This is a genomic window from Ruegeria sp. CH6 (assembly GCF_056537005.1).
The window spans coordinates 13,074-32,925 of the sequence record NZ_JBQFQS010000020.1 but is presented as its reverse complement, the minus strand read 5'-3'; the positions used below and the strand labels follow the sequence as shown (position 1 = coordinate 32,925).

General features: G+C 56.2%; 30 protein-coding genes. 26 read left to right on the top strand and 4 right to left on the bottom strand.

From position 1 onward, the window contains the following. Window positions 1-18: 18 nt before the first annotated feature. The 4 genes from ACR0CW_RS21800 to ACR0CW_RS21785 form a co-directional block, all read right to left on the bottom strand. Window positions 19-735: a DNA polymerase III subunit beta family protein gene (locus ACR0CW_RS21800; RefSeq protein ID WP_480789403.1), complete on the bottom strand. Its 717-nt coding sequence runs from the start codon at window positions 733-735 to the stop codon at window positions 19-21. 87 nt (window positions 736-822) lie between these two features. Continuing rightward, complete coding sequence (locus ACR0CW_RS21795; protein WP_480789402.1) at window positions 823-1,104, bottom strand: hypothetical protein; 282 nt, start codon at window positions 1,102-1,104, stop codon at window positions 823-825. After that, a complete protein-coding gene (locus ACR0CW_RS21790) occupies window positions 1,101-1,277 on the bottom strand; it encodes a hypothetical protein (RefSeq protein WP_480789401.1) in 177 nt (58 codons plus the stop codon). Before ACR0CW_RS21790 ends, ACR0CW_RS21795 begins: the two co-directional genes overlap by 4 nt. Before the next feature lie 897 nt (window positions 1,278-2,174). Beyond that, window positions 2,175-2,561 carry a helix-turn-helix domain-containing protein gene (locus ACR0CW_RS21785; protein ID WP_480789400.1) on the bottom strand — a complete coding sequence of 129 codons (387 nt, stop codon included), beginning with the start codon at window positions 2,559-2,561 and terminating at the stop codon, window positions 2,175-2,177. Window positions 2,562-2,873: 312 nt separating this feature from the next. On the opposite strand from ACR0CW_RS21785, the gene ACR0CW_RS21780 reads away from it, so the two are divergent. The 26 genes from ACR0CW_RS21780 (at window position 2,874) to ACR0CW_RS21655 (ending at window position 19,852) form a co-directional block, all read left to right on the top strand. Next, the gene (locus ACR0CW_RS21780) at window positions 2,874-3,104 is read left to right on the top strand and encodes a hypothetical protein (RefSeq protein ID WP_480789399.1); all 231 of its coding nucleotides are present in this window, start codon (window positions 2,874-2,876) and stop codon (window positions 3,102-3,104) included. Window positions 3,105-3,109: 5 nt separating this feature from the next. After that, window positions 3,110-3,619, top strand: coding sequence for a DUF1937 family protein (locus ACR0CW_RS21775; protein ID WP_480789398.1), 510 nt, complete (start codon window positions 3,110-3,112; stop codon window positions 3,617-3,619). Next, the gene (locus ACR0CW_RS21770; protein WP_480789397.1) at window positions 3,616-3,876 is read left to right on the top strand and encodes a hypothetical protein; all 261 of its coding nucleotides are present in this window, start codon (window positions 3,616-3,618) and stop codon (window positions 3,874-3,876) included. Before ACR0CW_RS21775 ends, ACR0CW_RS21770 begins: the two co-directional genes overlap by 4 nt. Continuing rightward, on the top strand, window positions 3,876-4,115 hold the full coding sequence (locus tag ACR0CW_RS21765) for a hypothetical protein (RefSeq protein ID WP_480789396.1): 240 nt from the start codon (window positions 3,876-3,878) through the stop codon (window positions 4,113-4,115). Before ACR0CW_RS21770 ends, ACR0CW_RS21765 begins: the two co-directional genes overlap by 1 nt. A 61-nt stretch (window positions 4,116-4,176) precedes the next feature. Continuing rightward, complete coding sequence (locus ACR0CW_RS21760) at window positions 4,177-4,407, top strand: hypothetical protein (RefSeq protein ID WP_480789395.1); 231 nt, start codon at window positions 4,177-4,179, stop codon at window positions 4,405-4,407. Between the two features lie 282 nt (window positions 4,408-4,689). Then, window positions 4,690-4,977 (top strand): hypothetical protein, encoded by a 288-nt coding sequence (locus ACR0CW_RS21755; RefSeq protein WP_480789394.1) that lies wholly within the window; start codon window positions 4,690-4,692, stop codon window positions 4,975-4,977. A 70-nt stretch (window positions 4,978-5,047) separates the two neighbouring features. Next, entirely contained in the window at window positions 5,048-5,692 is a 645-nt protein-coding gene (locus ACR0CW_RS21750; protein ID WP_480789393.1) for a helix-turn-helix domain-containing protein, read from the top strand. After that, window positions 5,689-6,249 (top strand): hypothetical protein, encoded by a 561-nt coding sequence (locus ACR0CW_RS21745; RefSeq protein WP_480789392.1) that lies wholly within the window; start codon window positions 5,689-5,691, stop codon window positions 6,247-6,249. Before ACR0CW_RS21750 ends, ACR0CW_RS21745 begins: the two co-directional genes overlap by 4 nt. Before the next feature lie 65 nt (window positions 6,250-6,314). Beyond that, on the top strand, window positions 6,315-7,136 hold the full coding sequence (locus tag ACR0CW_RS21740; RefSeq protein ID WP_480789391.1) for a hypothetical protein: 822 nt from the start codon (window positions 6,315-6,317) through the stop codon (window positions 7,134-7,136). A gap of 265 nt (window positions 7,137-7,401) precedes the next feature. Continuing rightward, window positions 7,402-7,827: a hypothetical protein gene (locus tag ACR0CW_RS21735; protein ID WP_480789390.1), complete on the top strand. Its 426-nt coding sequence runs from the start codon at window positions 7,402-7,404 to the stop codon at window positions 7,825-7,827. Window positions 7,828-7,867: 40 nt separating this feature from the next. Beyond that, window positions 7,868-8,329, top strand: a complete 462-nt coding sequence (locus ACR0CW_RS21730; protein ID WP_480789389.1) for a hypothetical protein — start codon at window positions 7,868-7,870, stop codon at window positions 8,327-8,329. 3 nt (window positions 8,330-8,332) lie between these two features. Beyond that, on the top strand, window positions 8,333-10,108 hold the full coding sequence (locus ACR0CW_RS21725; RefSeq protein ID WP_480789388.1) for a terminase large subunit: 1,776 nt from the start codon (window positions 8,333-8,335) through the stop codon (window positions 10,106-10,108). Window positions 10,109-10,110: 2 nt separating this feature from the next. Beyond that, window positions 10,111-11,337: a phage portal protein gene (locus ACR0CW_RS21720; protein WP_480789387.1), complete on the top strand. Its 1,227-nt coding sequence runs from the start codon at window positions 10,111-10,113 to the stop codon at window positions 11,335-11,337. Continuing rightward, window positions 11,327-12,004 (top strand): HK97 family phage prohead protease, encoded by a 678-nt coding sequence (locus tag ACR0CW_RS21715; protein ID WP_480789386.1) that lies wholly within the window; start codon window positions 11,327-11,329, stop codon window positions 12,002-12,004. Before ACR0CW_RS21720 ends, ACR0CW_RS21715 begins: the two co-directional genes overlap by 11 nt. 38 nt (window positions 12,005-12,042) lie before the next feature. Next, window positions 12,043-13,248: a phage major capsid protein gene (locus ACR0CW_RS21710; protein ID WP_480789385.1), complete on the top strand. Its 1,206-nt coding sequence runs from the start codon at window positions 12,043-12,045 to the stop codon at window positions 13,246-13,248. 84 nt (window positions 13,249-13,332) lie between these two features. Beyond that, on the top strand, window positions 13,333-13,632 hold the full coding sequence (locus tag ACR0CW_RS21705) for a hypothetical protein (RefSeq protein ID WP_480789384.1): 300 nt from the start codon (window positions 13,333-13,335) through the stop codon (window positions 13,630-13,632). An 11-nt stretch (window positions 13,633-13,643) separates the two neighbouring features. Continuing rightward, entirely contained in the window at window positions 13,644-14,231 is a 588-nt protein-coding gene (locus ACR0CW_RS21700; protein WP_480789383.1) for a head-tail connector protein, read from the top strand. Window position 14,232: 1 nt separating this feature from the next. Then, window positions 14,233-14,622 (top strand): phage head completion protein, encoded by a 390-nt coding sequence (locus ACR0CW_RS21695; RefSeq protein ID WP_480789382.1) that lies wholly within the window; start codon window positions 14,233-14,235, stop codon window positions 14,620-14,622. Further along, on the top strand, window positions 14,600-15,037 hold the full coding sequence (locus tag ACR0CW_RS21690) for an HK97-gp10 family putative phage morphogenesis protein (protein ID WP_480789381.1): 438 nt from the start codon (window positions 14,600-14,602) through the stop codon (window positions 15,035-15,037). Before ACR0CW_RS21695 ends, ACR0CW_RS21690 begins: the two co-directional genes overlap by 23 nt. Then, the gene (gene gp17 / locus ACR0CW_RS21685) at window positions 15,037-15,441 is read left to right on the top strand and encodes a tail completion protein gp17 (protein WP_480789380.1); all 405 of its coding nucleotides are present in this window, start codon (window positions 15,037-15,039) and stop codon (window positions 15,439-15,441) included. Before ACR0CW_RS21690 ends, gp17 begins: the two co-directional genes overlap by 1 nt. A gap of 2 nt (window positions 15,442-15,443) precedes the next feature. Further along, a complete protein-coding gene (locus ACR0CW_RS21680) occupies window positions 15,444-15,851 on the top strand; it encodes a phage tail tube protein (protein ID WP_480789379.1) in 408 nt (135 codons plus the stop codon). Beyond that, window positions 15,848-16,219, top strand: coding sequence for a GTA-gp10 family protein (locus ACR0CW_RS21675; protein ID WP_480789378.1), 372 nt, complete (start codon window positions 15,848-15,850; stop codon window positions 16,217-16,219). The genes ACR0CW_RS21680 and ACR0CW_RS21675 overlap by 4 nt, the downstream gene beginning before the upstream one ends. Window positions 16,220-16,308: 89 nt before the next feature. Then, complete coding sequence (locus tag ACR0CW_RS21670; protein ID WP_480789377.1) at window positions 16,309-16,536, top strand: hypothetical protein; 228 nt, start codon at window positions 16,309-16,311, stop codon at window positions 16,534-16,536. Between the two features lie 3 nt (window positions 16,537-16,539). Further along, window positions 16,540-18,741, top strand: a complete 2,202-nt coding sequence (locus ACR0CW_RS21665; RefSeq protein WP_480789376.1) for a phage tail length tape measure family protein — start codon at window positions 16,540-16,542, stop codon at window positions 18,739-18,741. Beyond that, on the top strand, window positions 18,741-19,091 hold the full coding sequence (locus ACR0CW_RS21660; protein WP_480789375.1) for a phage tail protein: 351 nt from the start codon (window positions 18,741-18,743) through the stop codon (window positions 19,089-19,091). The genes ACR0CW_RS21665 and ACR0CW_RS21660 overlap by 1 nt, the downstream gene beginning before the upstream one ends. Continuing rightward, window positions 19,091-19,852 (top strand): phage minor tail protein L, encoded by a 762-nt coding sequence (locus ACR0CW_RS21655; protein ID WP_480789374.1) that lies wholly within the window; start codon window positions 19,091-19,093, stop codon window positions 19,850-19,852. Before ACR0CW_RS21660 ends, ACR0CW_RS21655 begins: the two co-directional genes overlap by 1 nt.

The following is a 19,852-nucleotide window of genomic DNA, read 5'->3' as shown; positions in this document are numbered from 1 at the left end:
GCGCAGTCTGCGACATGTTCACCCCAGACGAGTGCTACAACTTCTTCCAGGCCGCAGGATATGAAACCAATTGAGCCAGACGCGCTCTAGGACCGCTTTTCTGTGGATGATCACGTCGGGTGCGTTGTCTGTTGGGGTGTCTGTGTCGATCACGCTTAGGCGGTGCCCGTCAGTGGTTACTGACCGCAGCGTGTTTGTGTCTGGGTTTTTGGTGAGAAAGGAACCGTTGAGATAGTAGCGCGTTTCCTCGGAGCTGATGCAGTGTTTGCCGAGTGTGAACAGACGGTGCAGCTCTGGTTCGCTGATTGGCGTCGTAGGTGCATCTGTGAGGTCTTTCATGTCCCCTTCAGTGAGCCAAGGGAAATCCTCGGGCTTGCTGACCAAGCGAATGGTTGCGGTCAATTCATCCGCAGACATGGTAAGCACGTCCCCATCCGCGTTCAGGCTGACCAACCCGGATGCGCCGTTGGCAATTGCTGCCAGTGTTTGCAGCGGAATCGTGTGGTCAAAGTCGCGCGCAACCTCGGCTTCAACAGCTTGGTGCAGGTAGATATCCAAGTTGGTGCCCGACATGGTTACCGTTTGACTGCCAGCCTTCCCGGTGATTTTCACAGTGCCGAGAACGGGGACTATATTGATCCGTTCCATAACGTGCTGAAATCTGGCAGTTGCATTGCGCAGCTCGTTTGCTGCGATCAAAACCTGTTGCGCGATTATTGGGGTTTGAGCGTTCATGATGTTTGGTCCTTTGGGTTAAGTTGATCCGTGAAGCCCTCGTCGTAGGCGACGGCCTGCCAGTATTTTCCGCTCCATTCCTGAAACTCAGGGGAATGGGTCAGCCGATGCTAAATCTGTGTCCAGAGACAGGCGCGCAGCAGCTTTCTGCCATCCGCGAATTGCATCCTCCTGGCTGTGGCCAAGGGCGGTCACGCCATACAGCTGCAGCTCAAACAGGTGGCTGCTGTCGTTCATTTCCGGCAGCGGCTGGGTATAGGTTCCCCCGGTTTCCAGCGCCTCATTTGCAACGGCATCTTTGCGGCCCTCCGCATCAAGGCATTCAAGGTTGATCAGAAACGAAAGCAAGCGGTCAAAATGAGGGGTCATTGAGGTGTCCGTCCTTTTGCGGGTTTTGCCTTGCTCTGATCGGCGTCGATCAGGATCAGCGGGGCGGGGCCGGTGTGGCCCATGCGTTTGGCGTGCAGGCGCACCTTTGCCCGGATGCGCCGCATCAAGGGCGCATCCGGGCGATTGGCAGCAAGGGGTGCAGGGGGGTGCATCGTGGCCTCCGGGGGTTGTGTCGTGATTGAGGACCGTAATGTATGATTTATCATTCATCAAGAAATAAATATGATAAAACATACCTGCAAGTGTGGCTTTGATGCTGGATTCTCACTGGTGAATGCGAATCATGTCACTCAATTCGAGGGAAAATCCACACCAATATCGGGCTTGGCCCTTCGGGCCTGTACGGACGATGGTGAAAAAAGGCGGTTGAAGGCCTGATATGACCAATCGATGGCATCACGCTTTCGTTACATCGGTGAAGTCTCCGAAAGGTCGTGGATTGCCCTGAAATCCTGGTGCATTCCGGCATTTGCGATGGGCGAGGTTGGCGGCGGCGGCACTCGGTGTCCCGGCTGCCGAATGGGTGCCGGGATGTTTGGGGCGGTGCGCAAGGTGTTGTTATCGTTATCACCGGGGAGCACGTGTACGCCTTTCCCGTGTGTTCGGGGTGCTGAAGTACGTGGGTATTCGGTGGGCGCGGGGTCAGTCAGGCTGCTTTGCTGGTCTTTTATGCTGAGGGCGAAAATCAGACGGCAGGCGCTGCAATGTCCGGACCAGATTGCAAAACGCATCCTAAAACAATCTGAACAAAACCTTAAAAATAAGCCGATTACGGGAAATCCCGCATTTGTGGCTGGTACAACCAATCATAGATGCTTGGTTGCTTCAGGCCTTCCTGAAGCAACCAAGCATAGATGCTACTTAAAGAGACGCAGGACGATTCGTGGCTCCTTAATAAGTATTTTGTTTTCCAGGAAGAATTAACGAGCAGAGAGCAGACAACACTATAGCCGCTTGCTTCCATGCGGCAAAACCCGGAGTTGAAGTGACAAATTTAGCAAATCATCAGGCCATGCAGGCCGCTTTGAAAGAAAAACAGCGCAAAGAAGCTATTCAGGCTCTTCGTCAGGTTTTGGGGGAGAGACGCGCCGATCTGCGATTTGAGCTTTTGCGGCGTTTATCAGAAACCGACGCTCTGATGGTTCTAGCTGATGCAATAGATCAAGCAGCTCGACATCATGCGGATCGGCCTTTTCGAAACCGGGGCCAATCGTAATCCGTCGGACATCAACGCCTAGTGCATTTGCAATCTTAATTAATGTTCCGTAACGGGGGCTGCTGGATGTGCTGGATAAAATATCGCGAATAGATGTGTGGCCGAGCCCGGCCTCTTTGGCCAGGCGGCTGGGGTTTGTTCCGGTCTCTTCGATCAGCGACCTGATGTTGCGAATGATCAGCGCGTTGGCGGCTTCTATGTCCATGATAGTGTTTTTCATACTTTTTGATGGTGGTGCAAATATGATATACCATATTGACCACGTGTGATTTATCATATATCCAACCCTTATGTTGGACTTATTGGAAACTATCGAAACGCACTTGGAGGCCACTGGTAAGTCTCCAACTGCTTTTGGACGCGAGGTTATGGGAAATCCGAACTTCGTCTTTGATCTGAGGAAAGGTAGGGGATGGACCCGCAATACCTTTGAAAAGGTATCCGTCTATATCGCTCGATTTAACGAGAGTTCGACCGAGAGACGCCCCTGCATGGCCGCCAACCCTGCCCCTGCATTCCGGGAGGTATCGGGATGAAGGATTTTGAGGCGAAAACCACGCTGACAGACGGGCAGTACAACGCAATGCTTGTGGTCGTTGAGGCCAAGGGCATGACGCAGGCGGGATATATTCGGCATCTGATCCTCCGGGATATTGCCAGTTCGCAGGACTATGTTGCCCTGATTCAGTCGGTGACCGAAAGATCGGAAACGGGTCGGAAAACGCCAGCTACCGGGGCGGTTTCGAGCAGGGCGGGGAAATAGCCAAGTTGTCCTCTGCCCTGCCTGCCGCGCGCGACTGGTCGCATCCTGCCTTTGATCACTATTCCGGGGCGGGTTTGTTTATCCATGACTGGTCCCTGAGCCTGATTGCGGGCGATTGCCGGGGGCGGCTGTGTTACCTGGCGACGCCTTACACAAAGGTTGCGGTTTCTGACGGGGGCGACTGGTGCCCTTCGGCGTCATCTGAATGTTCGAGCCGGGCGGCACAGTGTGCGCGGGATCTGGCGCGCGAAGGTGTCACGGCGGTTTCGCCGATCATTCAGGCTGTTGAAATGATCCATGCGGATTTGATCAATCTGGCCCCAGACCCACTGGATGACGATTTCTGGGCCCGGTGGTGCTGGCCGCTGCTGCGGGTATCGGATGTTGTCATTGTTCCGACCTTTGAGGGCTGGGCAGAAAGCGATGGTATCTGGGCCGAGGTCCGGGTTGCGCTGGCAACCAGCCGGCGTGTGTTCCTGATGAATTTACCCAACCAACCAGGGGATGCGCGATGAACCATTTTGTAGGGCCTGTATTACCGGTTCACGACGAACAGGCACAGGCTTGTCGCGATTTGTGGTGCGAGGTACTTCGGGCGGCTTTTTCAGATGCAACGGCACCGGGCAGGAAGGACACGCTGGATCAGCGTCAAGCCCGCAAATTCTTTGGCTCCAGGCGGTTTCACCTGATCTGTGCGCTGGCGGGGTTGGATGCCGAATATATCCTGCGCGGCTACCGTGAGCGGATGGCAGAGTTGAGTGAGGGCGCCTGATGGCGGGTCGGCCAAGACTTAATTCGCAAGAGCGCTTTGAGGTTGGGCATGTGCTTTTCCGTGTCACAGATCATCGTGAGCATGGGATCACCTTCGCGCTGTTTCCAAATGTGGAAGACGCAGAAAAGAAACCGGCTTTGTTCTCGGGTCACATCAAGAAGGGCATGGGAACCGAACTGCGGCGGCTGGCGCATCACTTCGATGACCTAGAGGCAAAGTTACCGGAGGATGAACGATGACCAGCCGCCCGAACTGGAAAAAACGGACTATTCGAGAAATCGCCACTGAGGGCGCGGAGTGATGTTCCGGTCGCTTACACCAGCTGCCGGGCTGCTCGACGGGGCCTGCTATTTGGGCAGGTTGCCAGGCAGCTATTGGGCGGTCTGGCGGTTTAGCGCTGGTCGTTTTCTGTCCACTGCGGGTAGCGTTTATCCCCCGGAACAATTCGAGCGGATCGGCGCGCGTGTCTTCACGCCCGAAGAGGCGGATGCGCGTGAGCTTGCCGATGTGGCGATTGGCGGGGGTGAATGATGTCTGCCATCACCAGATTGACAAACGCGCCAGAGATGGGCATGGTGGCTTTGCATCAGGCGAAACGGTCTGGTGCTAGGATTAGCACCCTGTCTGTCGAATGGCGCTCTGACCGCGCTGAAAATGCGCGGTTTTTCTATGGTCAGAGCGTTCAGGGCTCCTTCGGGAGGCCGAAAACGAGTGCGCCTCGTGACAGCGGTAGTGCTAACCCTGTTCGTTCTGGCCACCAGAGATTAGCACCTCAGTGGTCAGTTTTAGAAACTGTCACGAGGAGGCAATCACATGCCGAACAAACTCAATCGTCGTTTATTTCTTCGCTCCCTCGCTGCGGCTTTGCCTGCGGGCGCTGCTGCAACTCAGGTCGCGTCCGGGACCGATCCTGTCTGCGCCTCGCTGGCCGCGCTGCGCGGGGCATTGCGGGCAACGGTCCCGGAGGGCTTCAAGATGGACGATGCGCTACTCATGCTGTGCGGGGAGTTGACCGCCGTCGCATATCCCAAAGGATGGGAACAGGGCAAAATTTATGCCCTGTACAGTTCCAGCCGGGGCAACTGGCGTCTGACCGCCTGATTCCAACCCAACAGCAAAGCACATCAGTCAGCCCCTCAGGGGGCTGTCTGGGTGTGCGTGGAGGTAAGATATGAGCCATGAAGCCACCAATTGGGCGGTCAAGCAGCGGGGGATTTCACCTGCCAGCAAGATCGTGCTTTGGCAACTTTGCGATCGTTACCACCCTGATCATGGGTGTTTTCCCTCGCAAGATACGCTCGCATCCGACTGCGAAATGAGCCGTCGAAGCGTGAACGATCAACTCGACAAGCTCGAAGCGTGTGGTTTGATCCGGCGCGTCAAACAGGTGGATTCCAAGACGAAGCGGCGGAAATCGACACGCTATATCTTGGGGTTTGAAGGAGACTTCATGCCCATATCTAGTGACCCATGTGCAAAACCTGCACACGGATCAAAGCGAGAACAAACCGCCGACCCATGTGCAAAACCTGCACACGGATCAAAGCGAGAACAAACCGCCGACCCATGTGCAAAATCTGCACACGGAGCCATGTGCAAATCTACGTCAAAGCCATGTGCAAATTCACGTAAAAGCCATGTGCAAAATTTGCACACTAACCCTGTAAGGGAACCAGTAATAAAATATAACCCCCCTATCCCCCCTAACTCGGCAAGGGGGGCGAGACGGAAAAAAACTCCATCTGGTTTCTCAGCGTCGAAGGAAGCCCTCAAGCGTATCCAGGCCAAAATCAAAGCTGAGGAGGAAATGCGATGAAGTTTGAAGAACGCAGAGATTCTGCACTGGCCGAAATCAGCAAGTTCCTTGATCGCTACACTCCACCGCGGGGTATGTCACAGGATGCGCAGGACGCGACCATGCTTTCCATAGCCGAGGCGATGGCGCGGCACTTGCCTGTTACGGTTCGGGATGAATTCAACGCCACGCTCAAAAAGGTGCTTGAGAAGGTTGCGGATACGCACAGCAGCTACGCTTGGCCTTCGCAGAGTGTTTTTGTGGAAAACATCCTGTCTTCTCACGGATCAAAGCGCACCCCGTTGCAATCGTTCAGGACCGATGAGGTAAAACTTGCGGTCCACAAAATGGAAGCGGGGGACAGTGTTTCTGAGAAAGTTATTTGGGGTGAGGCGGGAGTGCGGGCACTGAACGCCGATCTCATTTCCGAGAGCATGCTGGATCAGTACCGCTATGCCAGTGTCCGTCAGTGGGAGTCCACATATCGAGACGATGCGCAGTTCATGATGGTTGAGCGTTTCGGCTCTGTGGTTCTGCCTTACCTGTCACCTGCAGAGGCCGCAGGGAAATCGCTGTGAGCGTGGCGGCGCGTTCTGGCTATCATCAAAGCTAAAGTCATCCCTGAAGATCATGGAGGGGCAGCATGAACATGAGACCTGATACCAATGCAATCATGCGGGCACGGCGGGTTCTGGGTGAAGAGGCTGATCGTATTGCCGAGGTGAAGGCCAGAGGTCATGTGCCCGAAGAGGTTGGGCCAGCGGTTCCCGAGGCCCCGGCGCGCGGGCCGGTGCGGATGTTTGAGACTACGGCTTTGTATCCCAAAGGTGAAGATGGGTTTGAGCAGAAGCGCGCGGGATACATGGGCCGCAAAACACTGCAGCGGGCCGATGTCTTTGATGTGATGCACCAGAAGGCTAAGGCGGCGCACACGCGGGCGGTGGCCAGGGCCAAGAAAGAGCGCAAGCCAGAAAAGGATTGGCCAGTGTTTCAGCCGCCTCTTAGCTCTGGTCAGGTTGCTATGGGGCGGTTTTATCGTGACCTGACCGAGAAGCATGCGTGTGCAGGCGTCAAGTGTTCGTCCATGGAAAGCCTGTCGCACTCCGGTGGCGATGGTGGTGAGTTCATGGATGCTGTGCTGCGGGATCGGCTGCGGCTGGATTTATTGCATCGGCGCATTGGCACGGGCGTTGCGAAAGAGGTGCGGCGTATTCGTCCGTCTGAGACCGGATCACGGGCAACCATCATGGATCGGCGTTTGGTTGATATGGTCTGTCTGGAGGATCAGAGCATGTCCGATGTGTTGCTCGTCCATGGTTGGGTGAAGGCTGGGCATCTGGCGCAGGGCAAACACATCAAGGCGTTGATGGCTGCACTGTCGAAGGTGCTGAACAGGATGATGGGGCCAAGGTCTTCGGGCATTCAGTCGGTCGAGCTTGGTGCGGGCCGCGTTGAACGCGGTTAGGGGTGCGGTAGAGGTCGCGCATGAAAAAGGGTCTTGACCGTTAGTACGACAGCATCGTACTAAATATGCATCATCTACAAATGCGCCCGGCACTATGCAGTGTTTGGGCGTATTTCATTTCTGTTGGAGTGAGCGGGATGAAACGCGCCGGGGACAGCCCGGTTTAACTTCGCGGTGCAGGTCGCTTGAAACATCCCATGCGTGCTTGGGTGTGATCTGACCGAAAGGCTGATCCGGCCTGCACCGCTGAAACTCAGGACATGCCATGCCTAAGAAACCATGCGCGCAGCCTGGCTGTTCCCGGTTGGTTGAGGTGGGCACGGCGCGGTGCGAGCTGCACGCGGTCGAAGAAAAGCGCGAGCGTGGCAAGCAGGCTGATGCAAAGCGTGCAGATCGTCCGTCGCGCAAGTGGTACAAGCGCAAGGCTTGGAAGGGTGAAGGTGGCAGGCGTCTGACACAGTTGGCGAAAGCGCCGCTGTGTTGCATGTGTCCCGAGCATTCTCGGCAGCTGGCAACCATCGCTGACCACGTTGTGCCGCACAATGATGACTATGCGTCGTTCTGGTTTGGCGAGCTGCAGTCGCTCTGCAAGCCTTGCCACGACATCAAGAAACAACGGATCGAACGGCGGTCAGGCCATGGGGGGGTATCGAAAGTTCCCAACCTGCAGGCGCGGGACCGGCGTGGGTAGACAGATTTTTTCGCGAGTTAGTTTAGAGGGGGGGGGTCACTTGGCCGCTGCATCAACCAACGTTGATTGGCTGATTGCCCGGTTGGGTGGTTGGCCCGATCACTTCACCGAAGATCAGAAACGCCATGGCGAAAGCATCTTGGCGGAGGTCTACCGCGAGAAACGGATTTCAGAAGGTTCGTTTGGTCTGGTCATTCGCTATGCGGTTCACCGCGCTGCATTCGACGCCTTGTCGGTTGAGATTGCCAAAGAGCTATCCGACTCCGAGAAAACCAATGACTACATGTCGGGAAAAGAGCAGTCACGCGCATTCCACGAAAACAAGTTGTTGGTATTGGAACGCGAGCTGCTGGCAACGCCTTACGCCCGATCCAGAAACGGCGAGTCAACGCAAACCAGTTTCTGGGAACTTCTTGAGCCGCCCAAATCGGACAAACCGGATGAGCCAAAGAAGGTGCTGCAATTTCAGCCGGTGGCCAAGAAAAACTATACCAAGGGTTAAGCCATGCTGGATTGTGCGGTGGAAACACCGATCACCCGGCGGGCACTGGATTGGGCCGATGACATCCTGTCCAACCGCATTCCGAGTTGCAAGCGCATCAAGCAGGCGTGCAAGCGATTTCGGAAAGACCTGAAACGGCAGGCAACGGACCAATTCCCATATGTGTTCGACCCGGAAATGTCCGAGCACATGTGTCTGTTCATTGAAAGCCTTCCTCACATTGAAGGCCGATGGGCGGCTGAGGGGCAGACAATTGTTCTGTTGGGCTGGCAGGCATTCCTGATCAGTCAGGTGAATGGCTGGCGTCATATGGTCACCGGCCTGCGCCGCTTTCGCACGGCTTACATCGAGGTCGCACGCAAAAACGGAAAGTCCACCTTATTGGCAGGTGTGGGTCTTTACTTTCTGTCGGTTGATGGTGAGCCTGGCGCAAAGGTCTATTCCGCTGCCGCGTCATCTAATCAGGCGCGCGAAGTGTTCGACCGGGCCAAAGTGATGGCGACTGCGGAAATGCCGAACGGTCGCACGCTGGAAGACTTGGTTGAACTGAACGTTGAAGAACACAAAATCAAAAGCTCTGACCCGGCGGCGGTGTTTCAGCCGGTCGCCAGTCAGACCAAATCGAAGGACGGGAAGAACCCGCACTGCGCCATCATTGATGAGCTGCACGAACACGAAAAGCGGGATGTCTGGGATTCGATGGAATCGGCGCTGGGTGCGCGTGAACATCCGCTGCTGATCGCTATCACCACAGCGGGCTACAACGTTGCGGGCGTCTGCTATGAGCAGCGCCGTATGGTCGAACGCATCCTTGATGGTGTGCGGGAAAACGAAAGATATTTCGGCCTGATCTTTGAGGCGGATGAGGGCGACGAACCGGGCGACCCGGTGACGTGGGCGAAGGCTAACCCCAGCTTGGGGGTCGCCAAGCGCATGGATTATATGGAAGGCGAATGGGCCAAGGCACAGGAAACGCCGGGCCGATTGGGCGAGTTCCTGCGCAAGCATCTGGACATCTGGACAAGCGTTGGTGCTGCAGCCATCGACATGACGGCTTGGAAAGCTGCCGAGGACCCTACGCTGCGGATCGAAGACTTTGCCGGGCGTCGGGCTATCATCGGGGTTGACCTTGGTGTGCGTCTGGACCCGTCCAGCGTTGTGGTTGTATTTCCTGATGAAGAAGATCCCGACAAGGGCAATATGCGGGTGTTCAGCTGGCATTTTCTGCCGCAGAAAATTGTCGAGGCCTCGGGCAATGAACACCTTTGGGCTTGGGCCAGGAAAGACCTGATTTACACGACGCCGGGCGCGGAGCTGGACCTTAGGATTGTTGAGGCGCTTGTGATGCAGCTGTGTGGTCAGGGCGATGATACATGGGGTTGGGAAGAACTGCCAGCCCTTGATGTGGAAATGGTTGTCTATGACGCGCAATACGCGGCGCAGATGGCTGCAGCATGGGAAGGTGTTGGAATCAACGCGGTCGAGCTGAGGTCGCGGGCATCGAACCTGAATGAGCCGTTCAACAAACTGATTGCCAGTGTCGATGATCACAGACTGATCAATGACGGCAATGAAGTGATGACTTGGATGGTGGGCAACACGCTTATGAAACAGGTTCAGGGTGGTGACTATATCTACCCAACCAGGCTGATGCCCGAAGACAAGATCGACGGAACAGTAGCGCTGTGTAACGCGCTGTGGCCGCTCAGTCAGGTCACAGAACATGACGACAGCGAAGAGCGCCGCAGCAGCTTCTTCCAATCTTTGGGGGCGAATTGAGCATGGGAATTTGGGCCAAAACCCTTTCGGCGCTTCGGTTGAATTCGAAATCGGCTGGTGGGGTTTCTATCCAGAATTTCCGCCCGCGCATTTCTTCTGCAGGCGCAGCTGGTGAGTTGGTGACGGAAACCAGCAGCTTGCGCCTTTCGGCGGTCTGGGCTTGTGGAAACCTGATCAGCGGCACGCTGTCGTCACTGCCGTTTGAAATGGTTCAGCGGGGATCCGATAACATCTCTACCGTGGCGACGGATCATCCGTTGCATGGTGTGATCTATGAAAGCCCAAACTTCGATCAGTCAGCGCTGGATTTCTGGGATTTCATGAATCTGTCTTTGGAGTTTTGGGGCGATGCGTTCGCTTCGATCACAAAGAAGGACGGGCGCATCGTTTCGATGTACCCGGTTCACCCTGCTGCGATGACGGTGCGCCGCCTTAGTGGTGGCCGTATTCAGTACAGCTGGACGGATCAGGGGCGGCGTTTCACAAAGCTGGATCGCGATGTGTTCCATGTGCGTGGGCCGGGCGGCAATCCGTTGGGTGGCATGTCTACGTTGCAATATGGGGTTGAGGCATTTTCATCCGCCCTGGCGGCGGATCGCGCTGCGGCGGGCATGTTCCGAAATGGTTTGAGGCCATCGGGCGTTATAAAGTTCGCGCAGTTTCTGACGCCTACTGAGCGGGAAGAGGCTAAGAAAATCGTAGAGGATTTTCAGGGCGCTATGAATGCCGGAAAGCCTTGGTTGGCTGAGGGTGGCATTGATTACGAGCAAATCAGTGTTTCGCCTGAAGATGCCCAGATGCTGGAAACCCGGCAGCATTCGGTGGAAGAAATCTGCCGGTTCTTCCAGGTGCCGCCAGCTCTGATCGGGCACGCGGGATCATCGACGGCTTGGCCGACATCGGTTGATCAGCAAGTTCTGATGTTCAACAAATTCAGTTTGCGCCGTCGCGTGAAGCGGCTTGAACAGGCCGTCAGGAAGCAGCTGCTGACGCCGACCGATCGGGCGCAGGGTTACACTGCCCGGATCAACATGGATGGCCTGCTGCGGGGTGATCCTGCCAGTCGGGCAAAGTTCTATCAAACCATGATCCAGATCGGGGCCATGACGATCAATGAGGTTCGCGAGCTGGAAAACCGCGCGCCGATTGACGGCGGCAATATCCCGCGCATTCAACAGCAAAACGTTCCTGTGTCTCAAACGAAAGGGTTAAACGATGATGCTGGCTAAGAACGCCGCGCCTGTCTTGTCGATCAAGGCAATGGATGATGAAACCGGCGAATTCGATGGCTATGCGTCCACGTTCGGCGGTGAGCCAGACAGTTATGGCGATGTGATTGTGAAAGGTGCGTATGCCGAAAGCCTTGCACGGCACAAAGCAAATGGAACCATGCCGCGCCTGTTCTGGCAGCATGACTCGCATGAGGTCATCGGCAGGTGGCTGGACGCCGAAGAAGATGATACCGGGCTTATGATGAAAGGCCGGTTAAACATGGAAGTGCGGCGCGGTCGTGAGGCCCATGCGCTCTTGAAGGCGGGTGACATCGACGGCCTTTCCATCGGCTATCGGATCAAAAAATACGAAGTCGATGAAGACACCGGAACATGGTTCCTGAAAGAACTTGATCTGTTCGAAGTGTCGGTTGTTTCGATTCCAGCCAACCCGAATTCAACCGTTGCCAGTGTGAAGGCAATGAAGTTGGCCCATGAAATTACGGAACGTCTGAAAGCCGGGGATCGGCTGTCAGAACGCGAATTCGAAACGTTGCTCAAGGGGGCCTTGGGACTTTCGAATTCTCAGGCGGAGCGTGCCGCGCGCGTCCACCTGAAACGGCAGGGGGAACCTGCGCCAGCGGATGAGGCGGTGGCCTTCTACACCGCCCTTAACGGGGGCTAACCCCAGCAATCCTAAACCTGCAATTCAGGAGTTTTCCCATGTCTGGTGAAACGAAAACCGCTGCTGAGCTGGCAGCGGAAACCAAAGCCGCGTTCGATAAGCAGTTCGACACGGTGAAGGAAATTGCCGAAAATGCACTCGGCAAGGCCAATTCTGGCGAAGAAATCACAACCAAACTCAAAGACAAAGTTGATGAAGCTTTGGTTGAAATGAACACGGTCAAAGCGTCTCTGGATGAGCTTGAGCAAAAGCTTGATCGCGATGGCGGCGACGACATCGATGGCCACAAATCGATTGGCGAGCGCTTTGCGGAAAGCGATGAATTCAAGTCCTTTGGTGAGGGTGGTTTTGGCCGCAACAGTAAAGCGCGCATGGATATCAAGGCCACGCTGACTACGGTGACCACCGATACAGATGGTGCGGTTGGTGCAGCTATCCAGCCCACTCGCCTGCCCGGCATTCAGGCACTGCCGCAGCGCCGCATGACGGTTCGCGATCTGTTGTCGCCCGGTCGTATGGATAGCAACAGCATCGAGTACATTCAGGAGACGGGTTTCAACAACAATGCTGCGCCTGTTGCTGAAGGTGCACTTAAGCCGCAATCCGATATCAAGTTGGCAGAGATGAGTGCCAACGCGAAGGTGATTGCCCACCACGTCAAGGTATCGCGTCAGGCACTGTCGGATGTTTCGCAGTTGCGGTCTACCATTGACCAGCGTCTTTTGTATGGTCTGGCTTTCAGGGAAGAGGTGCAAATCCTTCACGGCGACGGAACCGGTCAAAACCTTTTGGGCCTTGTGACGCAGGCTACTGACTACAATCCGGCTTTCGCGCCAGCTGCTGAATCCGCGATTGACAAGATGCGTCTTGCGATGCTGCAGGCCGTCCTGGCTGAATACCCTGCGACTGGTCACGTGATGAACCCGATTGACTGGACGCGGATCGAGCTGACCAAAGATGGCAATGAAAACTATATCATTGGCGATCCTGAGGGTGGTGCGCGGCCAATGCTGTGGCGTTTGCCTGTTGTAGAAACGCAGGCGATGGCCGTTGACAAGTTCCTGACCGGCGCATTCCAGATGGGCGCGCAGCTCTTCGACCGTTGGGATGCCACGGTTGAGGCCGGGTATGAGAATGACGACTTCACCAGAAACCTGATTACGATTCTGGCCGAAGAACGTTTGGCGCTGGCAACCTATCGCCCCGAGGGCTTCATCTACGGCGATCTGGGCTATGTCGCTTAACTCTCCGAAAGGTGAGGGAACAAGGGGCGGCACGGTGCTGCCCCTTTTGTCTTTCAGTACTGCAGAAGAGTGAGAGTATGTGTCATGAAAACGTACATCGTTAAACGCCCGCATCAGGGCGACAAATGGTATTCCGCTGGTGAGAATCGCGAAGCCAATCCGCACGATGTCGCGCATCTGGTTGTGGCGGGTGTTCTGGTTGATCCTGATGACATCGAAGACGCCGATGGCGACAGTGACCAGCATGCATCTGGTGACGGATCGGATGCCACCGCCGACGACGATCAGAAGACATCTGGCGACGGGTCGGATGCCAGGGGCAAGCCCGCGCCGAAAGTCGAAAACAAAGCGGTCAAGGCTGCTGGCGACAAGAAGTCTGATTAAGGGGTAGTGAAATGTGGTTGGAGCGGATTGCTGGTGGTCCAGTCGATCTTGTTGACTTTGAGGACGCCAAATCGCACTTGCGTCTGTTGGAGGGTGATTTCGACGCCGAAGTTAACCGGGCGGTCAGCGCCGCTTCTGCCTTTCTGGATGTAGACGAGGACGGTTTTGGCGGGCTTGGCTTCCCTCTGGTTGATCAGCAGTGGGCGTTGAAACTGCCTCGTCTTGGCGTGAGCGTCAGGTTGCCGTTTTCGCGTGTTCGGTCTGTGGATCGGATCGATGTCGTTGCGTCGGATGAAACCGTTTCAGCGGTCCCGGCTGACACCTACATGCTGGTCAAGACGGGGCGGGTCTGGAATGTCGTGCTGAAAGAGGGTCAGCAGTGGCCGATATCTGCCGCACGACCTGATGCGTTTTCCCTGCAGTTCACCGCCGGTTGGTCAGATGTCGGTGGTGTGCCCGCTGACATCAAGGCGGCGGCGCGTCTGCTGATCGGGCACTTCTTTCGCAATCGCGAAGCTGCAGCAGCTGGTGAAGTGCCGGCTGAAATCCAGTTGGGCGTTGAGCGGCTTGTGAGCCGCTATCGCAATTTTGGGGCCTGATATGGGGCAGCGATCTGATGCATACGATCGACGCGTTGGTTTCGAGCGGAAAACGGATGGCGTGCGCAATGCCTTGAATGAGGTCGTGACAGATTGGGTGCTGTTGGGACAGAGCTATGCCAGCCGCAGCGACGTTCGGGACATAGAAAAGGTCAGCGCTGGCAGGGAAATGTCTGCGCTGGTTTCCCGGTTCACGGTGCGAAGCACGGCGTTGACCCGGTCGCTGACAACCGCTGATCAGATGGTGCTGTCGGGCGCATGGGACGGGCAGGGCGTCCGATTGTCGGGTGAAGTTTGGGACATCGACGGGCTGAAGGAAGTGTCTGGTTCAACGCATGCCGAAATTGAAATTACCGGAGTTCTGAACCGTGAAGACCAAGTTCAAAGTTGAGGGCTTCAAAGAGCTTGAACGGGCAATGATGGATTTGCCTAAAGCCACGGCAAAAGGTGCTGTTCGGCGCTTCTTGAAGAAAGCGCTTCTGCCTGTTGCTGAAGCTGGCCGCGACAATGCACCGGAGCGCGAGGGCGGTTTGAAGGCCAGTTATGGCGTTGGAACCAAGCTGACAAAGCGGCAGCGAAAGCTTTCGAGAAGAGAGAGCGAAGTTGAGGTTTACGTGGGCGCGGATGACCCGGCGGCGGTTCAGACCGAATTCGGAAATGAGCATCAGGATGCTCAGCCGCACCTGCGCCCGGCATGGGATGCCCGCCGGCAAAGTGTTCTTGAATCCATCAAGGAATACGCTTGGGCGGAAATCGAAAAAACAGTGGCCCGCTACAAAAAACGGCAGACGAGAAAGGCCCGGTAATGGAAGAGGCATTGACGGCGCTGCTGCTGGGGCACGCGCGCCTGCAGGCGATTGTTGCGAACCGCGTTCATTGGCTGCGTAAACCGCGCGGTGTGGCTGGTTTTCCCTATGTGAATCTGCAGATCATATCGGATCCGCGTTCCTATCACATGAAAGGCCAGTCATCGCTGCGCAGCACGCGTGTGCAGGCTGACATTTGGGGGGAGACCTACGCCAGTGCCGAACAGGCGCAGCGGGCGCTGACCGATTTCCTGTCCGGATACATGGGTGTGTACGGCGGTGTGAATTTCCAGGGCATCTTTGTCGGCGGGGAAAGAGACCTGACCGACGCGACAACAGGTGAGGAGCGCCAGCTGTTCCGCATCAGTGTTGATCTTGAAATCAGCTGGAACAAGGAGAACTGAGAATGGCAGACGCACAAATCGGCTTTGGTTCCGATTTTCTGCGCGGGGCCGCGACTGTTGGTGAGGTGACGAGCATTGGTGCGCCATCGTTGAGCCGGGATGTTGTGGATGTCACGCATATGAATTCCCCAGACGGTTGGCGCGAGTTCATGGGCGCGCTTAAAGATGGCGGCGAAGTCACCGTGGAAATCCAGTCCAGGCCGTCAAGCGTGGCTTATCAGGCGATGGTTGCGGATTTCGATGTGGCGGCTCCGCAGGCATACACGATCCGGTTCCCTGACAATTCGAACTGGACGTTCAACGCCCTTATCACTGGTCTTGAAACATCTGATCCGATGGATGACAAAATCGTCACCTCGGCCACGTTCAAGATCACCGGCAGACCCATATTCGCGTTGGCAAGCCCATGACCAACAAAATCAAAGGCAAAACCGATTTCACCGTAGGGGAAGAAAAGTTCACCCTGCATTTCACCACCAATGCGCTTTGCGAGCTGGAAGCTTTGAGCGGAACCAGTGCGATGAAATTCATCACCGCGTTGGATAAGAAGGCGAAGGCTGGCGATCTGCCGCTCAGTGATGTGCGATTGCTTTTCTGGGCTGGCCTGCGAGAGCATCATCCAAACACAACCGTTCAGAAAGCTGGTTCGCTGATCCATGACATGGGCGGACTGGATAAGGCCATGGAAAAGGTTGGTGAGGCTGTCGGCGCAGCGTTCCCGCAGGCCGATGGTGATGCTGGGGCCGCGACAGGGGGAAACGCGACGGGGGCGTCCTAGACTGGGCGTCCCTGCTGGAAAGCTGGGTTGAGGCCGGGCAAGATCCGGCCCAATTCTGGCGGCTGACCCTTCGGGAAATCTCGATCATCATGCGGGGTGCAGCCAAGCGTATTGAGCGGGAACAACTGTTCTCCGAAAGCAATGCCTGGCTGACAGCCAACCTGATGATGACGGCGTATCACAAGCCAAAGAAATTCCCCGAATTCACAAAGATCAGCTCAAACAGGCGCAGGCGTAATCAGCGCGCGCAGACATGGGCAGAACAAAAGGCTGTGGCTCAGGCTCTGAATGCAGCATTTGGCGGAGAGGTTGTTTAGGTTATGGGCGTCGGAAACGCGGTGATAGGCGCGCTGCGCGTCGTTTTGGGTATGGACAGCGCGGCGTTCGAAAAGGGCGCGACCGTCGCTCAGAAGCGCACTGAGGCGTTCCGCAAGTCAATGAACCGCACCGGGAAGCAGATGCAGCGCACGGGTGCCCGTATGTCTGCAGCTCTGACCGCGCCACTGGTTGGGTTGGCCTACAAGTCGGTCGCAGCACAAAAGGAACAGGAGCGGGCAATCGCTTCTGTTACCGCCGCGCTGGAGAGCATGGGCGATGGCGCGGGCTACAGTCTCGGCCAGCTGGAGGCTATGGCCTCAAAGATTCAGGACAAATCACTGTATGGCGATGAGGAAATCCTGTCGCGCGTGACTGCGAACCTGCTGACCTTTGGAAACGTGCAAGGCGATGTATTTGCCCGTGCGCAGCAGAATGCCGTCGATCTATCGGCGCGGCTGGGCCAAGACCTTCAATCATCTGCTGTGATGTTGGGGAAAGCGCTGAATGATCCGGTAAAGGGATTGACGGCACTGAGCCGTGTGGGTGTTTCGTTCACTGAGCAGCAAAAGCAGCAGATTAAAGCCATGGCTGAAGCCGGGAATATCGCCGCTGCACAAGCCATGATTCTGGATGAGTTGGAGAAACAGTATTCCGGGCAGGCTGCGGCGTTGGCCAAAACTGACAGCGGGCGAATTACGCAGGCCTGGAATGCCATTGGCGATGCGACTGAGCGCGTCGGGGCCATCATTCTACCGATCCTGGCCGATTTCGCGGACTATGTGAAGAGTCTGGCCGAGCAGTTTCAGAACCTGTCGCCGCAGACACAAAAGTTCATTGTGGTCGGCGGTGCGTTGGCGGCAGCTATTGGTCCGGCTGTGGCTGCTTTGGGTTTGATGATGACAGCATTGGCCCCGATGGCGGGTGCCATTTTGGCCATCGTTTCGCCGTTGGGGCTGCTGACAGCGGGTATCGCAGCGGCGGGCGTGGCGATCTATCAGAACTGGGGGCAATTGAAAGAAGAGTTTCCGGCGATCACGGGAGCGATAGAGGCGGCCATAGATGGCCTGAAAGTGGCCTTTGACGCTTTGTTAGAGGTCGCGGGCGTTGTGTTTGAGGGCATCGGCCAGCACTTGCGCCTGTTGCTTGGCGTCGTGGAGTCGTTGTTGAGCGGCGACTTTCGTGGCGCGCTGGATGGTGTGGCTCAAATCCTGATGAACTTCAAGGCGATTGCTGTTGGCATCTTGGAGGCGCTTGTGGGTGACCTGTCCACAGCGCTCAACCGCGGTGCGGATGTTGTTCGTGAGTTCGGGAATGGGGTGCTGCAGGCAATGTCAGACATGCTGGATAGCATCGTCGAAGCCGCGGTGAACATCGGTCATGAAATTATCAACGGTCTGTTGCGAGGACTTCAGGAAAAGTGGGCTGAGGTTAAGGATACTGTGACGCGGCTGGCCAATGGCATAAAGGGCTGGTTTGCAGAACCCGTGGAAATCCACTCACCTTCTCGCGTGTTCAAGCGCTTTGGCCAGTACATCGTTGATGGGCTGGTTTTGGGGATCGACGGTGGTGCAGGTTCTGTCGAGGCGGCCACAAAGCGCTTAGCGGGGGCGGCCTCCGTTGATGGCATGGTTGGCTCTACCCGCGATCTTGCGCGCGGCTTCAAGGATGCTGGGTCGGCTGCCCAATCCGCTTTTGGTGATCTTGGTTCGATGCTGGCCGGTGCTATTCGGGGCACGCAAACCTTGGGTGAAGTGGCGTCGCAGGTATTCAGTAACCTTGCCAGCCACTTTGGGAAGCAGGCGCTATCCGGTCTTTCTGGCATCGTTTCGGGCCTTTTTGGTGGCGGTGGTAACTTCTTTTCCAGCTTCTTCGGTGGCCTAATGGGCTTTGCAAATGGTGGATCGTTCAACGTTGGTGGTGCGGGTGGCATTGACAGTCAGGTCGTCGCATTCCGGGCATCGCCAAATGAGAATGTCACAATCACCAAGCCGGGGCAGGACATGCCTGCGGGCGGTGCGGGTGGTTTCATCTGGAATGGCGATCTGAACATTGCGACCGACAGCAATGAGCCGCAGGACATCGCGTCAGAAACGGTCGAGGCAATGCGTGGCCTGATGGCTCAGATGGTCGATAGTCGTATGTCTCAAGCCATGCGACCGGGTGGGGCTTTAGATAGCCGGTACCAAAAAGCGCAGGGGATTTGATGCCTGAAAACTTCACAACAGTGACTCAGCCGATCATCAAGAAGTTCGGTTCAAAAAGGCAGGCCGGAGTGCGGCGGGCTCAATTTGAGGGCGGCTATAGTCAGAGGTCAGGCATCGGGCCGAACTCAGTAGGCACTACTCTTCGTCTGACGTGGCTTCAGGAGAATGAGAACATTGCTTCAATCGACGCCTTTTTGACTGCGCGCCGGGGTGTCGAGGCTTTCTTTTATCGCCTGCCGAATGACACTGTGGATCGGCTTTGGACCTGCAGGGAGTGGAGTATCTCTGATGCCGGGCCAAACGGTGAGCAGCTTGTGGCAACCTTCAACCAAGAGTTTGATATCGTCTGATGGAACAGTTTGAAGATCCAATGCGCCGCGAGCTGGAAGGGTTCGCGGTTGATGATGTCGTTGAGCTTTTCACGGTGGATGCACGCAAGATCGGTGGCGATGTCTACCGCTTTGCGCCAACGCCGGTTCCGGGAGTTGGTGGGGCGCAGGTGCAACCTGTGTTCGGTGGCGAAACCTATGCAGTCATTCCATTTGAATCGAAAGGTTGGGAGTGGTCGGCTGGTGGCGCTCTGCCGCAACCGACTGTGCGTTTCCTGATGGCCCGCGAAGATGGGGATCAGGTTTCGGTTGCAGCTTTTCTACTGTCGATGGTCGAAGCCCACGATGACCTGTTGGGGGCGCAGGTGCATCGGCTGAAAACGTTGCGCAAATTTCTGGATGATGGGTCGGAACCAAACCCGCAGGCGCATATGGGTGTGGAAATCTACACCGTCGCGCACAAGACCAGCCAAACACCGGATATGATCGAATTCCAGTTGCAATCTGCACTGGACCTGGAAGACGTGTTCCTGCCCCGCCGTCAGGTACTGAACTATTGTCAGTGGTTCTATCGCCGTGCGCAGCCGGATGGCAGTTTCGACTATACGAAAGCGACCTGCCCTTACACGGGTGGGGCTTTCTTCGATCAGAATGGCAATCGGGTCTGGACCGCCGGGCAGGATCGATGTGGGCGGCAGCTAAGCGATTGCAAGCTGCGCTTTGGCCAGCACGGTAAGCTGCCCTATGGCGGGTTCCCCGGCGCGGGTAAGCTGAGAGGTTAG

Excerpts from the sequence above, each read along its gene's own strand:
- ACR0CW_RS21800 (WP_480789403.1), bottom strand. The coding sequence starts at position 735 with ATGAACGCTCAAACCCCAATAATCGCGCAACAGGTTTTGATCGCAGCA.
- ACR0CW_RS21795 (WP_480789402.1), bottom strand. The coding sequence starts at position 1,104 with ATGACCCCTCATTTTGACCGCTTGCTTTCGTTTCTGATCAACCTTGAA.
- ACR0CW_RS21790 (WP_480789401.1), bottom strand. The coding sequence starts at position 1,277 with ATGCACCCCCCTGCACCCCTTGCTGCCAATCGCCCGGATGCGCCCTTG.
- ACR0CW_RS21785 (WP_480789400.1), bottom strand. The coding sequence starts at position 2,561 with ATGAAAAACACTATCATGGACATAGAAGCCGCCAACGCGCTGATCATT.
- ACR0CW_RS21780 (WP_480789399.1), top strand. The coding sequence starts at position 2,874 with ATGAAGGATTTTGAGGCGAAAACCACGCTGACAGACGGGCAGTACAAC.
- ACR0CW_RS21770 (WP_480789397.1), top strand. The coding sequence starts at position 3,616 with ATGAACCATTTTGTAGGGCCTGTATTACCGGTTCACGACGAACAGGCA.
- ACR0CW_RS21765 (WP_480789396.1), top strand. The coding sequence starts at position 3,876 with ATGGCGGGTCGGCCAAGACTTAATTCGCAAGAGCGCTTTGAGGTTGGG.
- ACR0CW_RS21760 (WP_480789395.1), top strand. The coding sequence starts at position 4,177 with ATGTTCCGGTCGCTTACACCAGCTGCCGGGCTGCTCGACGGGGCCTGC.
- ACR0CW_RS21755 (WP_480789394.1), top strand. The coding sequence starts at position 4,690 with ATGCCGAACAAACTCAATCGTCGTTTATTTCTTCGCTCCCTCGCTGCG.
- ACR0CW_RS21750 (WP_480789393.1), top strand. The coding sequence starts at position 5,048 with ATGAGCCATGAAGCCACCAATTGGGCGGTCAAGCAGCGGGGGATTTCA.
- ACR0CW_RS21745 (WP_480789392.1), top strand. The coding sequence starts at position 5,689 with ATGAAGTTTGAAGAACGCAGAGATTCTGCACTGGCCGAAATCAGCAAG.
- ACR0CW_RS21740 (WP_480789391.1), top strand. The coding sequence starts at position 6,315 with ATGAACATGAGACCTGATACCAATGCAATCATGCGGGCACGGCGGGTT.
- ACR0CW_RS21735 (WP_480789390.1), top strand. The coding sequence starts at position 7,402 with ATGCCTAAGAAACCATGCGCGCAGCCTGGCTGTTCCCGGTTGGTTGAG.
- ACR0CW_RS21725 (WP_480789388.1), top strand. The coding sequence starts at position 8,333 with ATGCTGGATTGTGCGGTGGAAACACCGATCACCCGGCGGGCACTGGAT.
- ACR0CW_RS21720 (WP_480789387.1), top strand. The coding sequence starts at position 10,111 with ATGGGAATTTGGGCCAAAACCCTTTCGGCGCTTCGGTTGAATTCGAAA.
- ACR0CW_RS21715 (WP_480789386.1), top strand. The coding sequence starts at position 11,327 with ATGCTGGCTAAGAACGCCGCGCCTGTCTTGTCGATCAAGGCAATGGAT.
- ACR0CW_RS21710 (WP_480789385.1), top strand. The coding sequence starts at position 12,043 with ATGTCTGGTGAAACGAAAACCGCTGCTGAGCTGGCAGCGGAAACCAAA.
- ACR0CW_RS21705 (WP_480789384.1), top strand. The coding sequence starts at position 13,333 with ATGAAAACGTACATCGTTAAACGCCCGCATCAGGGCGACAAATGGTAT.
- ACR0CW_RS21700 (WP_480789383.1), top strand. The coding sequence starts at position 13,644 with ATGTGGTTGGAGCGGATTGCTGGTGGTCCAGTCGATCTTGTTGACTTT.
- ACR0CW_RS21695 (WP_480789382.1), top strand. The coding sequence starts at position 14,233 with ATGGGGCAGCGATCTGATGCATACGATCGACGCGTTGGTTTCGAGCGG.
- gp17 (WP_480789380.1), top strand. The coding sequence starts at position 15,037 with ATGGAAGAGGCATTGACGGCGCTGCTGCTGGGGCACGCGCGCCTGCAG.
- ACR0CW_RS21680 (WP_480789379.1), top strand. The coding sequence starts at position 15,444 with ATGGCAGACGCACAAATCGGCTTTGGTTCCGATTTTCTGCGCGGGGCC.
- ACR0CW_RS21675 (WP_480789378.1), top strand. The coding sequence starts at position 15,848 with ATGACCAACAAAATCAAAGGCAAAACCGATTTCACCGTAGGGGAAGAA.
- ACR0CW_RS21670 (WP_480789377.1), top strand. The coding sequence starts at position 16,309 with ATGCGGGGTGCAGCCAAGCGTATTGAGCGGGAACAACTGTTCTCCGAA.
- ACR0CW_RS21665 (WP_480789376.1), top strand. The coding sequence starts at position 16,540 with ATGGGCGTCGGAAACGCGGTGATAGGCGCGCTGCGCGTCGTTTTGGGT.
- ACR0CW_RS21660 (WP_480789375.1), top strand. The coding sequence starts at position 18,741 with ATGCCTGAAAACTTCACAACAGTGACTCAGCCGATCATCAAGAAGTTC.
- ACR0CW_RS21655 (WP_480789374.1), top strand. The coding sequence starts at position 19,091 with ATGGAACAGTTTGAAGATCCAATGCGCCGCGAGCTGGAAGGGTTCGCG.